Annotated in this window: 16 protein-coding genes; 10 read left to right on the forward strand and 6 right to left on the reverse strand. The window is 65.3% G+C overall.

Translation table 11 applies throughout. From position 1 onward, the window contains the following. The first annotated feature begins 156 nt into the window (after positions 1 to 156). The 3 genes from fusA (at position 157) to OHB26_RS14980 (ending at position 3,991) form a co-directional block, all read left to right on the forward strand. Complete coding sequence (gene fusA / locus OHB26_RS14970) at positions 157 to 2,262, forward strand: elongation factor G (RefSeq protein ID WP_330184768.1); 2,106 nt, start codon at positions 157 to 159, stop codon at positions 2,260 to 2,262. 81 nt (positions 2,263 to 2,343) lie between these two features. Further along, complete coding sequence (tuf, locus tag OHB26_RS14975) at positions 2,344 to 3,534, forward strand: elongation factor Tu (protein WP_067566908.1); 1,191 nt, start codon at positions 2,344 to 2,346, stop codon at positions 3,532 to 3,534. 112 nt (positions 3,535 to 3,646) lie between these two features. Beyond that, positions 3,647 to 3,991, forward strand: a complete 345-nt coding sequence (locus OHB26_RS14980; RefSeq protein WP_330184769.1) for a hypothetical protein — start codon at positions 3,647 to 3,649, stop codon at positions 3,989 to 3,991. Between the two features lie 7 nt (positions 3,992 to 3,998). Here the strand turns inward: OHB26_RS14980 and OHB26_RS14985 are convergent, their stop codons facing one another. Then, positions 3,999 to 4,241, reverse strand: coding sequence for a hypothetical protein (locus OHB26_RS14985; protein ID WP_330184770.1), 243 nt, complete (start codon positions 4,239 to 4,241; stop codon positions 3,999 to 4,001). Between the two features lie 40 nt (positions 4,242 to 4,281). Next, on the reverse strand, positions 4,282 to 5,064 hold the full coding sequence (locus OHB26_RS14990; RefSeq protein ID WP_330184771.1) for a glutamate racemase: 783 nt from the start codon (positions 5,062 to 5,064) through the stop codon (positions 4,282 to 4,284). Between the two features lie 153 nt (positions 5,065 to 5,217). Here OHB26_RS14990 and OHB26_RS14995 point away from each other — a divergent pair, with 153 nt between their 5' ends. Beyond that, on the forward strand, positions 5,218 to 5,565 hold the full coding sequence (locus OHB26_RS14995) for a DUF1330 domain-containing protein (RefSeq protein ID WP_330184772.1): 348 nt from the start codon (positions 5,218 to 5,220) through the stop codon (positions 5,563 to 5,565). 21 nt (positions 5,566 to 5,586) lie between these two features. Here the strand turns inward: OHB26_RS14995 and OHB26_RS15000 are convergent, their stop codons facing one another. Next, positions 5,587 to 6,810: an NAD(P)/FAD-dependent oxidoreductase gene (locus tag OHB26_RS15000; protein ID WP_330184773.1), complete on the reverse strand. Its 1,224-nt coding sequence runs from the start codon at positions 6,808 to 6,810 to the stop codon at positions 5,587 to 5,589. Between the two features lie 155 nt (positions 6,811 to 6,965). Here OHB26_RS15000 and OHB26_RS15005 point away from each other — a divergent pair, with 155 nt between their 5' ends. The 4 genes from OHB26_RS15005 to OHB26_RS15020 all read left to right on the forward strand — a co-directional run bounded on the left by OHB26_RS15005 (position 6,966) and on the right by OHB26_RS15020 (position 10,600). After that, entirely contained in the window at positions 6,966 to 7,316 is a 351-nt protein-coding gene (locus OHB26_RS15005; RefSeq protein WP_330184774.1) for an SPW repeat protein, read from the forward strand. Positions 7,317 to 7,321: 5 nt separating this feature from the next. Beyond that, positions 7,322 to 7,942: a TetR/AcrR family transcriptional regulator gene (locus OHB26_RS15010; RefSeq protein WP_330184775.1), complete on the forward strand. Its 621-nt coding sequence runs from the start codon at positions 7,322 to 7,324 to the stop codon at positions 7,940 to 7,942. Positions 7,943 to 8,041: 99 nt separating this feature from the next. Next, the gene (locus OHB26_RS15015; RefSeq protein ID WP_330185648.1) at positions 8,042 to 9,259 is read left to right on the forward strand and encodes a lipase family protein; all 1,218 of its coding nucleotides are present in this window, start codon (positions 8,042 to 8,044) and stop codon (positions 9,257 to 9,259) included. 93 nt (positions 9,260 to 9,352) lie between these two features. After that, complete coding sequence (locus tag OHB26_RS15020) at positions 9,353 to 10,600, forward strand: hypothetical protein (RefSeq protein WP_330184776.1); 1,248 nt, start codon at positions 9,353 to 9,355, stop codon at positions 10,598 to 10,600. Between the two features lie 25 nt (positions 10,601 to 10,625). Here the strand turns inward: OHB26_RS15020 and OHB26_RS15025 are convergent, their stop codons facing one another. Continuing rightward, a complete protein-coding gene (locus OHB26_RS15025; RefSeq protein WP_330184777.1) occupies positions 10,626 to 11,192 on the reverse strand; it encodes a DUF3761 domain-containing protein in 567 nt (188 codons plus the stop codon). A 134-nt stretch (positions 11,193 to 11,326) separates the two neighbouring features. Here OHB26_RS15025 and OHB26_RS15030 point away from each other — a divergent pair, with 134 nt between their 5' ends. Together OHB26_RS15030 and OHB26_RS15035 are read left to right on the forward strand one after the other, a co-directional pair. Beyond that, positions 11,327 to 12,067 carry a DNA alkylation repair protein gene (locus OHB26_RS15030; RefSeq protein ID WP_330184778.1) on the forward strand — a complete coding sequence of 247 codons (741 nt, stop codon included), beginning with the start codon at positions 11,327 to 11,329 and terminating at the stop codon, positions 12,065 to 12,067. Between the two features lie 222 nt (positions 12,068 to 12,289). Then, complete coding sequence (locus OHB26_RS15035; RefSeq protein WP_330184779.1) at positions 12,290 to 12,829, forward strand: transglycosylase SLT domain-containing protein; 540 nt, start codon at positions 12,290 to 12,292, stop codon at positions 12,827 to 12,829. Between the two features lie 102 nt (positions 12,830 to 12,931). Here the strand turns inward: OHB26_RS15035 and OHB26_RS15040 are convergent, their stop codons facing one another. Both OHB26_RS15040 and mftR2 read right to left on the reverse strand, forming a co-directional pair. Beyond that, the gene (locus OHB26_RS15040; protein ID WP_330184780.1) at positions 12,932 to 13,987 is read right to left on the reverse strand and encodes a ferredoxin--NADP reductase; all 1,056 of its coding nucleotides are present in this window, start codon (positions 13,985 to 13,987) and stop codon (positions 12,932 to 12,934) included. A gap of 73 nt (positions 13,988 to 14,060) precedes the next feature. Next, complete coding sequence (gene mftR2, locus OHB26_RS15045; RefSeq protein WP_330184781.1) at positions 14,061 to 14,684, reverse strand: mycofactocin system transcriptional regulator MftR2; 624 nt, start codon at positions 14,682 to 14,684, stop codon at positions 14,061 to 14,063. Positions 14,685 to 14,749 lie beyond the last annotated feature (65 nt).

Genomic DNA, 14,749 nt, shown 5'->3' on the forward strand with positions numbered 1-14,749 from the left:
TGGACACCCGGCCCCTCCGTTCGGATGGTCCGGGAGTCGAGTCACAGTCCGGCGCGGCACCTACCCGCCGCGCCGGGCGTTGACACAGTGATGACCGCTGGAGAAGCCAGGGTCGTTCCCGAAGATCCCAACTAGCTACGAGCGGGGAAGATTTCCGTGGCACAGGACGTGCTCACCGACCTCAACAGGGTCCGCAACATCGGCATCATGGCGCACATCGATGCCGGTAAGACGACGACCACCGAACGCATCCTCTTCTACACCGGCATCACGTACAAGATCGGTGAGGTGCACGACGGTGCAGCCACCATGGACTGGATGGCCCAGGAGCAGGAACGCGGCATCACGATCACGTCGGCCGCGACGACCTGTTACTGGAATGACAACCAGATCAACATCATCGACACCCCCGGGCACGTCGACTTCACCGTCGAGGTGGAGCGTTCGCTCCGCGTCCTCGACGGCGCCGTCGCGGTGTTCGACGGTAAAGAAGGTGTTGAGCCGCAGTCCGAGCAGGTGTGGCGTCAGGCCGACAAGTACGACGTTCCGCGTATCTGCTTTGTCAACAAGATGGACAAGCTGGGTGCGGACTTCTACTTCACCGTCCAGACCATCAAGGATCGCCTGGGCGCCCGCCCGCTGGTGATCCAGCTTCCGATCGGCGCCGAGGATACCTTCGAGGGCATCGTCGACCTGGTCGAGAACAACGCCAAGGTGTGGCGTGGCGAGACCAAGCTCGGCGAGCAGTACGAGGTCGTCGAGATCCCGGCCGATCTCAAGGAGCGCGCCGAGCAGTACCGTCAGGAACTGCTCGAGACCGTCGCCGAGTCGGACGAGTCGCTGCTGGAGAAGTTCTTCGGTGGTGAGGAGCTCTCGATCGAGGAGATCAAGGGCGCCATCCGCAAGATGACCGTCAACTCCGAGCTCTACCCGGTGCTGTGCGGTTCGGCGTTCAAGAACAAGGGCGTTCAGCCCATGCTCGACGCCGTCATCGATTACCTGCCCTCGCCGCTGGATGTCGAGTCCGTGTCGGGCCACGCGCCCAACAAGGAAGACGAGATCCTGGTCCGCAAGCCGTCCGTGGACGAGCCTTTCGCGGCCCTGGCGTTCAAGATCGCGACGCACCCGTTCTTCGGCAAGCTGACCTACGTCCGCGTCTACTCGGGCAAGGTCGACTCCGGTGCTCAGGTCGTCAACGCGACCAAGGGCAAGAAGGAGCGTCTGGGCAAGCTGTTCCAGATGCACTCCAACAAGGAGAACCCGGTCCCCGAGGCCGTTGCCGGTCACATCTACGCGGTCATCGGCCTGAAGGACACCACCACCGGTGACACCCTCTGTGACGCGCAGAACCAGATCGTGCTCGAGTCCATGACCTTCCCGGACCCGGTTATCCAGGTCGCGATCGAGCCGAAGACCAAGGCCGATCAGGAGAAGCTGGGCGGCGCGATCCAGAAGTTCGCCGAAGAGGATCCGACCTTCAATGTGAAGCTGGATCAGGAGACCGGCCAGACCATCATCGGTGGTATGGGCGAGCTCCAGCTCGACATCTACGTGGACCGCATGAAGCGCGAGTTCAAGGTCGAGGCGAACATCGGTAAGCCGCAGGTCGCGTACCGCGAGACCATCACCAAGGCTGTCGAGAAGCACGAGTACACCCACAAGAAGCAGACCGGTGGCTCGGGCCAGTTCGCCCGCGTGATCATCGCTCTGGAGCCGTTGACCGACGCCGAGGACGGCGCGACCTACGAGTTCCAGAACAAGGTCACCGGTGGTCGCGTGCCGCGCGAGTACATCCCCTCTGTTGACGCAGGTATGCAGGACGCCATGCAGTACGGCGTGCTCGCGGGCTTCCCGCTGGTCAACATTCGGGCCTCGCTGCTCGACGGCGCCTACCACGAGGTCGACTCCTCGGAAATGGCGTTCAAGATCGCCGGTTCCGCGGCCCTCAAGGAAGCGGCTCGCAAGGCCGGTCCGGTGATTCTCGAGCCGCTCATGGCGGTCGAGGTCATCACGCCCGAGGACTACATGGGCGAAGTGATCGGCGACCTGAACTCTCGCCGTGGCCAGATCCAGGCCATGGAGGAGCGCAGTGGTGCCCGTGTCGTCAAGGCGCTGGTTCCGCTTTCGGAGATGTTCGGCTACATCGGTGACCTGCGGTCCAAGACCCAGGGCCGGGCCAACTTCTCCATGGTGTTCAATTCGTACGCAGAGGTTCCGGCCAATGTGTCGAAGGAGATCATCGCCAAGGCGACCGGCGAATAAGTCGGTTTCCAGTTCGACCCCCTGTAATACAAACCGCACTGCTGCAAAAAAGCACGCACTAACTAGTCCAGGAGGACAACAGTGGCGAAGGCGAAGTTCGAGCGGACGAAGCCCCACGTCAACATCGGCACCATTGGTCACGTCGACCACGGCAAGACCACGCTGACCGCGGCGATCACCAAGGTGCTGGCTGACAAGTACCCGGACCTGAACGCGGCCTTCGCGTTCGACCAGATCGACAAGGCTCCGGAGGAGAAGGCTCGTGGTATCACGATCAACATCTCCCACGTCGAGTACCAGACCGAGAAGCGTCACTACGCCCACGTCGACGCCCCGGGCCACGCTGACTACATCAAGAACATGATCACCGGTGCGGCCCAGATGGATGGCGCCATCCTCGTGGTCGCCGCCACCGATGGCCCGATGCCCCAGACTCGCGAGCACGTGCTGCTCGCCCGTCAGGTCGGCGTGCCCTACATCCTGGTCGCGCTGAACAAGTCGGACATGGTCGACGACGAGGAAATCCTCGAGCTCGTCGAGATGGAGGTCCGCGAACTGCTGGCCGCCCAGGAGTTCGACGAGGATGCGCCGGTCGTGCGCGTCTCCGGTCTGAAGGCGCTCGAGGGCGACCCGAAGTGGACCGAGTCCATCGTCGAGCTGATGAACGCGGTCGACGAGTCCATCCCGGACCCGGTTCGTGAGACCGAGAAGCCGTTCCTCATGCCGATCGAGGACGTGTTCACCATCACCGGTCGTGGCACCGTCGTCACCGGTCGTATCGAGCGCGGCATCATCAACGTGAACGAGGAAGTCGAGATCGTCGGCATTCGTGAGAAGACCACGAAGACCACGATCACCGGCATCGAGATGTTCCGTAAGCTGCTCGACAACGGCCAGGCGGGCGACAACGTCGGTCTGCTGGTTCGTGGCATCAAGCGTGAAGATGTCGAGCGCGGCCAGGTCGTCGTGAAGCCGGGCACCACCACTCCGCACACGGAGTTCGAGGGCCAGGCGTACATCCTGTCGAAGGACGAGGGCGGCCGCCACACCCCGTTCTTCAACAACTACCGCCCGCAGTTCTACTTCCGCACCACGGACGTGACCGGCGTCGTTACCCTCCCCGAGGGCACCGAGATGGTCATGCCCGGCGACAACACCGAGATGAGCGTCAAGCTCATCCAGCCGGTCGCCATGGAAGAGGGCCTGCGTTTCGCGATCCGTGAGGGTGGCCGCACCGTCGGTGCCGGTCGCGTCACCAAGATCAACAAGTAAGACTTAGTTCTTACTGAAAGGGCCGTTCCCCTCCGGGGGAGCGGCCCTTTCGCTTTGCATACTCTGGCCATAACATCCAAGGCCGGTGCCCCCGCCTGGCGAGGGGGCTGAAATGAGTCCGAAACGCGGCGACCGAGCCGCACCGCCTGCGATCGGCCCGGAATTCGAAATCCGTTTTGCCACAGTGGAATCCGCTGCAGGATGGGAGGTACCGGCCCAGCAGGTTCCGGCAAACCTGCGCCGGGCGCTCCGAGTGGACCCGCGCGTGGCGCTGAATCCCGACCGTCAGCACCGCCTCAAAGGTGTTCTCGGATCAGCGATTTGGAAAGGTGCGACGCTGGAGCGCTGGCAATATGAGGTCAGTGCGGGAGGCCGGATCTGGTATCTCATCGATGATGCGCGGGCCACCGTCTGGCCCACCTATGCCGGTGCCGGTCATCCGAAGAGCACCGACTGATTCGAATTCATCGGTCCGCAGGGTATTCGCGGTCGTGGGGTTCGTCCCGCCCGTAGATCGGGTCGCCATTGTCGTCGACCCAATCTGATATCGCTGTCCCCGAGACCATGCCGTCGGTGCCAGGCAAGACCGTCGTGGGCCGGTCGTCCGCGTAGGAGGCGGTCATGCGCGCCGCTTGCTCCCGATTGGCCGCGCTCACCTCCGGCTCGGGGATGGCCGGTCGTTCGTCCTCTCGTCCTGTTTCACTCATGGTGATGACCTGCCCGTATCCGAGCAGGCCAAACGTCTGCTCAGGCGGTGGGTACCGAACCGAGTCCTCGTGCGCCGAGCAGACGGCCGGAGTCGAAGGCGGCCGCGGCGGCGGGCATGATGCCGGGGCGGTTGCTGGTGAGGACGCGGGTGGTGGCGGTGCCGGTGGTGGGGCGGCCGAGGGCGTCCATGCGGCGCAGGGTTTGCGCGGCTACGGCTTCGGCGCTGTCGAAGACGCGGATGCCGGCCGGGAGGGCGGCGAGGATGGCGTCGATGACCAGCGGGTAATGGGTGCAGCCGAGGACGATGCCCTCGGTGTCGGCGGGGGTGCGGGCGGCGGCGCTGGTGATGGCCTCGGTGATGGCGGGCAGATCGCCGCGGTCGATGGCGTCGGCCAGGCCGTGGCAGGCGACGCCGGTGATCTCGGCTTCGCCACCGAAGCGGGCGATCAGGTCGGCCTGATAGGCGCTGGCGGTGGTGGCGGCGGTCGCCCAGACCGCAACCCGGTGGCAAGCGGCGGCGGCGGGTTTGATGGCGGGTACGGTGCCGATCACCGGTACGCCCGGCCCGACCTCGGCGCGCAGCGGTTCCAGTGCGGTGACGCTGGCCGTATTGCACGGCACCACAATGACTTCCGCGCCTTCGCGCAGGGACGCGCGTGCGGTGTCGAGCACGCGGTCGATGACCCACTGCTCGGGTTTGGGTCCCCAGGGTGCGCCGTCGGGGTCCATTTGCAGCAGCAGATCGATATCGGGGCGCAATTTGCGCAACCACGCCCCCGTGGGCAGCATCCCCAGTCCGGAATCAATGAGCGCGACGATCACAGCTGTCACGGTAGTGAAGTACCCCGCGCCCTCGCGAACCGCGGGTCCGGATTGCGGCTTTACCTGCGAGGTAATTGGGTTCGGCGCGCGGCGCTCCTACCGTTCGAAGGGGCCGCCGGGTGCTGGTGGCCGGTTCGAACGAAGGAGTGGCTCATGTCCGCGTACGGGTTCGCGCATCTGCGGGATCGGCGTCCGCATCCGGAGATTCTGGAGTATCTGGAGCGCATCCAGGACACCTTGGATCCGTACGCGGGCCGGTTCGTCATTCACGGCCCGCCGGTGGAGGTGGTGGAAGGTGAATGGCCGGGTTCGATGGTGTTGCTGGAGTTCCCGACCATGGATCAGGCCCGTGCCTGGTACCGCTCGCCCGCTTATCAAGAGATCTTGCATTTGCGCACCGATCACATCGACGGTGACCTTCTGTTGATCGAGGGTGTCGGCCCGCATTACGACCCGCGTGAGCGCGTCGCCAAGCTCCGCGCGCAGGCCCGGTCGAGCTGAGCACGCGATCTCGAGGGTGGCTCAGCCGACCGGGGTTTGATGCGCGGCGGCGAGCTGTCCGCGCATCTTCATGACCTTGCCGGTCATACCCGCGCCGACGACGGCGACCAGCGTCCCGTCGCGGAACAGGTGGGCCAGGAATTTGCGCCCCTTGTCCTCGACGATTCGTACCTCGTCGGCGAGCGCGGGGGTGCCGAGCACCTGGATCTTCACGTCGTACTGATCGCTCCACACGTACGGAACCCGTACGGCGGCAGGCGGTTCGGTGCCGAGCATCGCGGCCGCGAGCAGTTGCGCCTGTTCGCCCGCATTGGTCCAGTGTTCGACCCGCCTGTTGCGCCCGGTGTCGTGTAACCATGCCGCCACATCGCCGACCGCCCAGACGCCGTCCACGCCGGTGCGCCCGACCTCGTCGGCGAGGACGCCGCCGCCGTCGGCGGGTGCGGCCAGTGGGATGCCGGAGTCGGCCAGCCATTCGGTGACCGGGATCGAGCCGACGCCGATCACGACGAGATCGGCCTCGACGACACTGCCGTCGCCGAGCCGGACGCCCCGCACCGCGGGTCGTGAATCAGCTTGGGCGGCAGCTGAATCGCTCTCGGTGACCAGCAGTGCCTCGACGCCGACACCGCAGCGCACATCGACGCCCTCCTCGGTGTGCATGCGCGCCACGAGTGCGCCGATCTCCACGCCGAGGGCGGCGGCCAGGGGAGTGGGCTGGGGTTCGACCAGCGTCACGTCGACTCCGCGCGCTCGAAAACTCGCTGTGAGTTCGCAGCCGATGAATCCCGCGCCGACGATGACGGCGTGCTGTGCCGTCGCGAGGTGTTGACGCATACCGTCGGCATCGTCGTGGGTGCGCAGTACGTGCACGCCGGTGGCGTCGGGAAAGCTGGGAATGCGCCGGGGCCGCAGTCCGGTGGCGATGATCAGCCGGTCGTAGCCGAGACTCTCGCCGTCGCCGAGGGTGACCCGTCGGGCGGTGGTGTCGACACCGGTCGCACTGACTCCGAGCCGCAGGTCGATGCGGTTTTCGGTGAAGAATTCGGCGGGCCGCAGCGCGGTGTCCTCGATCTCGCCGCGGACGAACTGTTTGGACAGCGGCGGCCGGTCGTAGGGTGCGCGGTTCTCGGCACCGATGAGGGTGAGTTCGCCGTCGTAACCTGCGCGTCGCAGCTCTTCGGCGGTTCTCAGTCCGGCCAGTCCGGCGCCGACAATTAGAACGTGTTCTACCGAATGCGACATGTAGCTCACCATATCGGTTCCGCAGGGGCCTTGACGCTGTGTCACGCGCCACATCCGATCAGGTGCTGAATCGTAGCCGGGAGTTTATTGATCGGGCGGTCAATCAGGACTAAACCGGAAAGTAGGACATATCCTCAGCCTTTAGGAGGCACCTCATGTTCACCGAGAGCCGTACCCACGCGGTAACCGTTATCCTCGGCGCCGTCGCCGCCCTGTCGCCCCTGTGGGTCGGCCACAGCGACAAGGCAATGTGGACCCTGGTCGTGCTGGGCGTGCTGATCGCCCTCACCGGTCTGGGTCTGATCGGCGATCTGCTCGGCGGTATCGCCGACTACGCGCTGGTCGTGCTCGGCGCACTGCTGTTCATCTCCCCCTGGGTGATGGGCTTCGATTCCTACAGCGGGGCCTCGTGGACCGCATGGGTCGTCGGTGCGCTGAGCGTGGTCATGGCGCTGTCCGCCATGCCCGCGGTGACGGGGCGTCTGCACCTGGGTGCCAGCCACTGATGCAGATGCGTCGACCGGGAGCGGGGCGCCGCCGGACCAGGAAGCTGGACGGCGACGCCCGTCAGCTCATTCTCGATGCCGCGGAGAAGCTCTTCGCGGCACAGGGATTCGATGCGACCCCGACGGCCGCGATAGCCGCGGCCGCCGAGGTCCCCAAGGGTTTGGTCTTCTATTACTTCCCCACCAAGGACGCGATTCTGTCGGCGCTGATGGCCGAGCGCGTTCCGGTACAGCCCATCGATGACATCGATTCGCTGGTGGCTCCCGGTGATCCGGTCAAGAGCCTGGTGAATCTGGATGCGGCGCTGAATCTTCGGGACACCCGCTCCGGGGTGCTGCGGGTGATCATGTGGCGGGAGGCGGATACGCATCCGGATGTGCGTAAACAGTTGCGGCGGATGCGAGATCAGATGCTCGATATCACCGCCCGGGTGTTGCAGGCGAGTGCGCCGGATCCGGTGCAGCCCAATACCTTGCGCGCGTGCGCGGCGGCATTCGTCTCGGCCATGTTCGCGATCGCGAGTACCGATCGATTGCACGCGCTGGATGGTCTGACGCTGCCGACCTCCGATGAGATCTTCAATGTGGCGCAGGTGGTGGCGGCGGGTATGACGCAGCTCGGCTGATTTGCTGGCGTGTCACTGCACAGTCTGATTCTCTTCCGCACGACACTCGATATGGGACATGACATAGCGCATATCGAGCTAATTCACGCGGAGGAACAGATGAAGGCCAGATGGTTGCTGCACAAGGTCAGACTTATCGGCGCGGTCACGGTGGGGTGCGCGATCGTAGCCGGAACACCTGTTGCCACCGCGGATCCGATTTATCCCCGGCCGGATCCGGACCCCTTCTACGCCCAGTCCGCGGATATGGCGAACTATCAGCCGGGTGATGTGCTGGCCTCGCGAATCATGCCGCCGCTGCCCTTCTTTCCCGATACCACCGTGACGGCGATCAAATTCCGTTCCACGAGTTCGGAGGGTGCGCCGATCGCGGCGATCACCACCGTGCTGACTCCGCGTGAGCACCGCCCGGATGGTCCGGTGCTGTCCTATCAGCACATCATCAATGGTCTGGGCAGCGACTGCGCGGTATCGCGGGTGCTGTACACGGCGGATCCGAATCTGTTCGTGAAGGAATCGGTCGCGCTGAATGTGGCGCTACGGCGGGGCTGGTCGGTGGCGCTGCCGGATCATCTGGGTCCGAATTTCGCCTATGGTGCGGCCAAATTGGGTGGTCAGATCACTCTGGACGGTATTCGCGCGGTACAGCGACTGCCGGAGTTGGCGGCGGCGAACAGTCCGGTGGCAATGGCCGGTTACTCCGGCGGCGGGATGGCGACGGCGTGGGCGGCGGCGCTGGCTCCGACCTACGCACCCGAATTGCGGATCGCGGGCGCGGCCACGGGTGGTGTGCCGATGAATATGGTGAAGATGGTGAATTCGCTCGGTCTGCAACCGCATCCGGCATTCGGTTTGGCGATGGCGGCGGCGATCGGCCTGGAGCGGGAGTATCCGGATCGGCTGCCGATCAGTACGCAGATGAATCAACTCGGTCTGGCGGCGCGCAATGCCATGGCCAATGGCTGCACCAACGAGATCATGGCGATCGGCGCGGGCCACAGTGCGCGTGAGTTCGCGGCCAGTACCTCGATGATCGATGATCCGGACGTGCAGGGGGTGCTGCGGGAGAACAGTCTGGAGATGTTCGACGGGGTGCCGAATATGCCGGTGTTCGAGTGGCATTCGCCGAGTGATCCGCTGATTCCGGTGGATGCGATTGTCAACACCGATAGGCGCTATTGTGCCGCGGGGGTGCGGTTGGAGATGGATATGAACGCCTCACCCGAACATCTCTCCGCCGCGGTGCTCGGAATGCCGTCCGCACTGGCGTGGGTGGATGCCCGTCTGCGTGGTGAGCCGGCGCCGTCGAATTGCTGATTTGCCGTCAATCCCCCAATACCGTTGCTCGTGAATCGCTTTCGCCGCGGCCCGACTCGCATGGGCCGCGGCGGCACGGTAAGAATGTCGCCCATGGATGCCGATTTCACCACCGGGTTGGGTTCGCCCCTGAACTCCCGCCAGGAGAGCTACCGCCTCACCCATCCGGAGGGCTCCGACCAGGGCTCTTCCGTCAATCCGGTGCTGACCGGCATCGACACCGGCTCGAACTCGACCCTCGGCCGGACCGCCCTGGATCAGCCCGGACATCCGGTGCAGTGGTCGTCGCCGATGACGCGCCGCACCAATGAATCCGACTCGCCGCAGCGGCGTTCGGTCCAGGATTTCGCGGCGGCCCCGCGGCTGTCCACGCCGGAGGTGGATACGCCCGCGCGGCGTTCGGTGCAGGACTTCGACGCCGCCCCGGCCTTCACCGCGGATTACGCCGCCACCGATGGTCACTCCGGGCTGAACGGACACTCGGGGCTGAACGGACACTCGGGCCTGAATGGTCACGCGGTCGCCGAGAGCGACTCCCGTCGCGCGACACAGGATCTCGAATCCTCCCGCCGCGCCGCACAGGATCTGGAGGCCTCGCTGCGCCGTGCCGCTGAACTGGAGGCGGCCGTGCGCCGTGCCGGGACCGATCCGGAGCCCGAGCCGTTCGGTTCCGCTCTCTCCGCCGAGCGATTGTCCGCGCCCGCCCCCGAGCCCGCCGTGCGATTGTCGGCTCCGGCTACCGAGCCTGCCGAGCGTCCGGCGCTCCCCGATCCCGAGCCGGTATCGCGGCGGGCGGCTCCGGAGGTCGACACGGCCGCACATCGCTCCGTATCCGATCTGAGCTCCTGGTCGAGTCACGCCGCGGCGGATCAGAACTCGTCGGGACTTGCTGCGCGCGAGTCGAATTCGCCCTCGCGCCGAGCCGCGCCGGAGTCGAGTCCGGCGAATTCCCCGGCGCGCCGGGCCGCACCCGAAACAACCCCCGTCGCGCAGCACGCCGCGCCGGAGTCGGATTCGTCCACCGGCCGTCGCGCCGCGCCGGAACCCGAGCTGCCGCAACCGGCTTCGACCGTCGAGGGTGCGCGGGCCCGCGAGTTCCGGGCCGAGGATGCCCCCAATATCGATCTGCATCACATCATGCGGCTGCTGGTGGCCAGTCATGATCTGGATGTGGCCGCGCAGGCCGCCGAGGCGGGTGCGGGTTCGGTCGAGGAGTTGGCGCGGGCCGCGCGCAAGACGCGCAGTGCCGCGGTGGATCTGGTGGCCGCCTGGTACGGCGGCCCCGATCACATGCGCAGATTCGGCGAGGTGCTGTTACAGGCCGCGGCTGAAACCGCTTGACGCCGAGCACGTTCGGTACGCGATCTCACAGCCAGCGTTGTACGCCGCCGTGATGAGAGCAGGTACCGCTACGGTTCTGGCTGAATGAATACGTACCGTCGCCACACCGGGCGGTAGCGCCGGAGGGCGCACTGGGCGCCGCGACCGGATCGGGTACGCAGACGGCATTGGAGTTGACGTAATGTCCTGAACCGCAGGAGATTACGGGTTCGGTCGCGGCTTGGGGGACCGGCTGCGGTGCCGCCACGGTGGGTGGTTCGGTCGCGATCTGCGGGGCGGCCACGGCCGGTGCGGTCGGAATTGTCTGCTGCGGCAGGACAAGTGGGACGATCTCACTGGGCGCGGCGATGGTGGTGACCGGTGCGGGTGGGGTGCCCGGGGAACCCGGGGTCGTCTCCGGGGCCACCGCGCGGAGCGTGGTCGTGGTGGTGACCGGCGTGCTCGAGGTGGTGGGGAACGGGGTCGCGGCGACCACCACGGGATGGGTCGGGGTGGGTAGCGAGGTGGTGCTGGTGGCGGAGCATCCGATGAGTGCGAAAAACCCGAGTACCGCGGTGATTACGCCGAGCGCTCCGCGTCCCGTAATGCGCATTTGCTTATCTCTCCAGGAGGAGGATCGCGCGGGATGCGCGACCCGTGCTCCGGGCATCGCGCCTCGCCGGGTGGCCATTACCGCATTCGGCGTGGGGGCGAGTGCGTGTCGGTGGGGTACTCGATCATGGTGGCGTGACCGGTGAATTGACCGCGGCGGCGGTTCGGGCGGAATTGGCGAAAGTGGCCGATGCGGGCGATGCGGTGCACCTGCAACGGTTCTTCAAGACCGGGCCGGGCGAATACGGCGAGGGGGATGTGTTCATCGGCGTGCGGGTGCCCAAGACGCGCGCGGCGGTGAAGCCGTTCGCCGGAATGCCACTCGCGCAGATCGATCTATTGCTCGACAGCGCGGTGCATGAGCACCGGCTCGCCGGGTTGGTGATTTTGAATGGGGAGATGGCGCGGGCCACGCGTAAACGGGGTGCGGATGTGGCGGCGCAACAACGGATTGTGGAGTTGTATCTGGCGGCGGTGCGACGCGGGCGGGTGAACAACTGGGATCTGGTGGATGCTTCGGCGGAGTTCATTCTGGGTCCGTGGTTGCTGGAGCGCCCGCGGGGGTTGCTATTCGAGTTGGCTGGTGCGGATTCGCTGTGGGAGCGGCGGGTGGCGTTGCTGACGACTTTCGCCTTCATCAAGGCGGGGGATACCGGCACGACCGTCGAACTGTGTGAGCGATTGCTGGGGGACGAACGTGATCTGATTCAGAAGGCGTTGGGGTGGATGCTGCGCGAGATCGGCAAGCGGGTGGATCCCGCGATTCTCACTGGATTCCTGGATTCGCATGCTCCGGCTATGGGCCGGACAGCTTTGAGCTACGCCACAGAACACCTGACTTCGGAGCAGCGAACGCACTATAGATCACTGCGTTGAGCTGGGAGATCGGTGGAACGCGTGGCATTCACGCAAACCTTGATATCCATCTGTTCATCTCCAGTTAAGTTTACGTTAACCTAGCGCAATCATTCTGTGACTTACCAAGAACAGACCGCACGTCCTGTTATAGCCGGACGTACTCGACCTCCATGCGGAATCCCGTGCGGCGAGTCGCCTGTCGGCGGCGGTGTTCACAACACAAGTCAGCAGGTCACCAGATTGCGAAAACTGTTCCCCCTTGCCGTCCTCGCCGCGCTCACCGTGGTACCCGTCGCCACGGCGCATGCCGATGCCCCCGGTGTGCCCGCGGAGCTGCAGCAGCCCGTTGAGCAGGCTCAGCAGTTCGCTCGTACGCTGCCTGAGCCGCAGCAGGATCAGATCCGCCAGTACGTGCAGACGCTGCCCGCGCCGTACTCGGATCTGCTGCCGCCGACCTTCGCCGACGATCTCGACGGCTGGATCAAGAACGCCCTCTATGTGATGGGCAAGAACAACATCCCGGGCGATTACGACAGCATCTTCCGGAACATCATCCGCGAGTCCGGCGGCAATCCCCGCGCCATCAACCTCTACGACTCGAATGCCGCCGCGGGCATCCCCTCCAAGGGCCTGCTCCAGGTCATCGACCCGACCTTCCAGGCGTACCACGTGGAGGGCACCTCCTGGGATATCTACGACCCGGTCGCCAACATCACCGCGGCGTGCAACTACGCCGCCCACCGCTACGGCACCATCGCCAACGTCTTCTCGGCGTACTGAGTGGCCGTGCGCCACAACTGAATCGGCCGCCGCGTCAGTGACGCGGCGGCCGATTCCACTCGGGGGTTCGGGGGCGAAGCCCCTGAGAGTCCCGAGAGTTGGTCAGAACTGGATCTTCAGGCGGTCCGTGGTCGGTCGCGCCTGGCAGCCCAGGATGTAGCCGTTGGCGATGTCCTCGGGGTCGAGGATCTCGGCGTTCTCCATCTCGACGCTGCCCTCGACGACGGTGCAGGCGCACGACCCGCATTCGCCCTCGAGGCAGGAGTACGGCACGTCCAGGCCCTTGGACAGCATGATGTCCACCAGCGTCTGACTGCGCGGCCAGGTGAGTTCGTGTGTCTCCCCGTCGAGTTCGACCTCGACGGTGGCCGCGTCGGCGGCCTCCTCATCGCTGATCTCGGTGGGTGCGACATCGGCGAACGGATCACCGGAGAGCGAGTTGAACACCTCGGCATGAGTCCGATTGCGCGGCACCGCGTTCTGTGCGAGTGCGTCGTGCACCCGATCCATGAACGGCTTGGGGCCGCACATGAATGCCTCGTACCCGGCGTAGGGCGCGGTGAGGGTGGCGAGCGCGTCGGCGGTCGGCAGTCCCTGCAGTGGCTCGAGCCAGTGGATGACGGTGAGCCGCTGCGGATTCTTATCCGCGAGTTCGCGCAGCTCCGCGGCGAAGATGACCGATTCGGCATCGCGGTTGGCGTACACCACCACGATGCGCCCGTTGCCCCGCGCGAGCGCGGATTTCAGGATCGACATGACCGGGGTGATGCCGGAGCCCGCGGCGAAGAGCAGCAGATCCGCATCGAGGTTCTTGGGTGTGAAGACGCCTGAGGGCGGCAGTACTTCGATCTCGCTGCCCGCGGTGAGGTTGTCGCACACCCAGTTCGAACCGTAGCCGTTCACGGTGCGCTTGACGGTCACCTTGGGCTTGTCGTCGGTATGCGGTGAGCTGGCGAGCGAGTAGCAGCGCGCGACCGATCCGGTGAGGTCGCTGGGAATGCGCAGGGTCAGGAATTGGCCCGGCTGGTAGCTGAAGCGGTCGCGCATATCCTCGGGGACGTCGAATACCACCGAAACCGAATCGGCTGTTTCGTTGATGACCGCGGAGACTCGCAGCACCACAGACCGCGAGCTGTGCGGTACGTCGACGGTGGTCATAGTGTCCTCTCGAACCCGGCGCGGTGTGGGGTCCCGGCCCAGTGTGCCCAAACTAGAACGTGTTCTAGTTTAACTATACGGTGCTGTCTCGCTGCCGGACAAGCTGAGCCTCGAGTCCGGCCACCAGCACATCCATCGAGAAGTCGTAGGAGTACTTCCCGCGCAGGTCGCCCAGGTGTTTCATGGCGCGCTCCACGGCCTCGGGCAGCACCCGATCCTGTAATGCCCCGCGGTCGCGCGGATTCACCTTGCTGCGCCCGAAGAGGTAGGTGTGGATGGTCGCGTAGGCGGCGAGCACATTGCGCTCGTTGAATCCGGCATCGAAGAGTATCTCCATCACCGCGGCGATGAGATCGAGCTGTTTGCCGAGCATCTGCTCGATCAGTACATCGCCGAGTCCGGGATGGCGGCGCAATTTCTCGTCGATCTGATCGATGAGGTCGCGCAGTCGCATTTGCCACGGGCCGAATTCCGGTGGCTGCTTGCGTACTCCGGTGAGTGCGGCGGTGGCGACCAGGTCGAGTAGCTCGCGTTTGTCCGCGACGTAGTAATACGGGGCCATGGGGGAGACGCCGAGTTCGCGGGAGAGGCGGCGCATGGAGAGTTTCTCCACACCGTCCTGCCGGACCACCCGCAGTGCCGCTTCGACGATCTCTGCTTCGGAGAGAGTGTTACTCCCGCCCCCGCTTGTCTGCATACGTCCGACTCCCATACCACCTCGACCACTCATCGGTGGGCATCGTGGGACCGGATTCGAAGTCC

The sequence above is a fragment of the Nocardia sp. NBC_01503 genome, from assembly GCF_036327755.1.
GTDB lineage: Bacteria > Actinomycetota > Actinomycetes > Mycobacteriales > Mycobacteriaceae > Nocardia.

What these genes read in the sequence shown, in the direction of transcription:
- OHB26_RS14980 (WP_330184769.1), top strand. Translation starts at nt 3,647, where the DNA reads ATGAGTCCGAAACGCGGCGACCGAGCCGCACCGCCTGCGATCGGCCCG.
- OHB26_RS14985 (WP_330184770.1), bottom strand. Translation starts at nt 4,241, where the DNA reads ATGAGTGAAACAGGACGAGAGGACGAACGACCGGCCATCCCCGAGCCG.
- OHB26_RS14995 (WP_330184772.1), top strand. Translation starts at nt 5,218, where the DNA reads ATGTCCGCGTACGGGTTCGCGCATCTGCGGGATCGGCGTCCGCATCCG.
- OHB26_RS15000 (WP_330184773.1), bottom strand. Translation starts at nt 6,810, where the DNA reads ATGTCGCATTCGGTAGAACACGTTCTAATTGTCGGCGCCGGACTGGCC.
- OHB26_RS15005 (WP_330184774.1), top strand. Translation starts at nt 6,966, where the DNA reads ATGTTCACCGAGAGCCGTACCCACGCGGTAACCGTTATCCTCGGCGCC.
- OHB26_RS15010 (WP_330184775.1), top strand. Translation starts at nt 7,322, where the DNA reads ATGCGTCGACCGGGAGCGGGGCGCCGCCGGACCAGGAAGCTGGACGGC.
- OHB26_RS15015 (WP_330185648.1), top strand. Translation starts at nt 8,042, where the DNA reads ATGAAGGCCAGATGGTTGCTGCACAAGGTCAGACTTATCGGCGCGGTC.
- OHB26_RS15020 (WP_330184776.1), top strand. Translation starts at nt 9,353, where the DNA reads ATGGATGCCGATTTCACCACCGGGTTGGGTTCGCCCCTGAACTCCCGC.
- OHB26_RS15025 (WP_330184777.1), bottom strand. Translation starts at nt 11,192, where the DNA reads ATGCGCATTACGGGACGCGGAGCGCTCGGCGTAATCACCGCGGTACTC.
- OHB26_RS15040 (WP_330184780.1), bottom strand. Translation starts at nt 13,987, where the DNA reads ATGACCACCGTCGACGTACCGCACAGCTCGCGGTCTGTGGTGCTGCGA.
- mftR2 (WP_330184781.1), bottom strand. Translation starts at nt 14,684, where the DNA reads ATGCAGACAAGCGGGGGCGGGAGTAACACTCTCTCCGAAGCAGAGATC.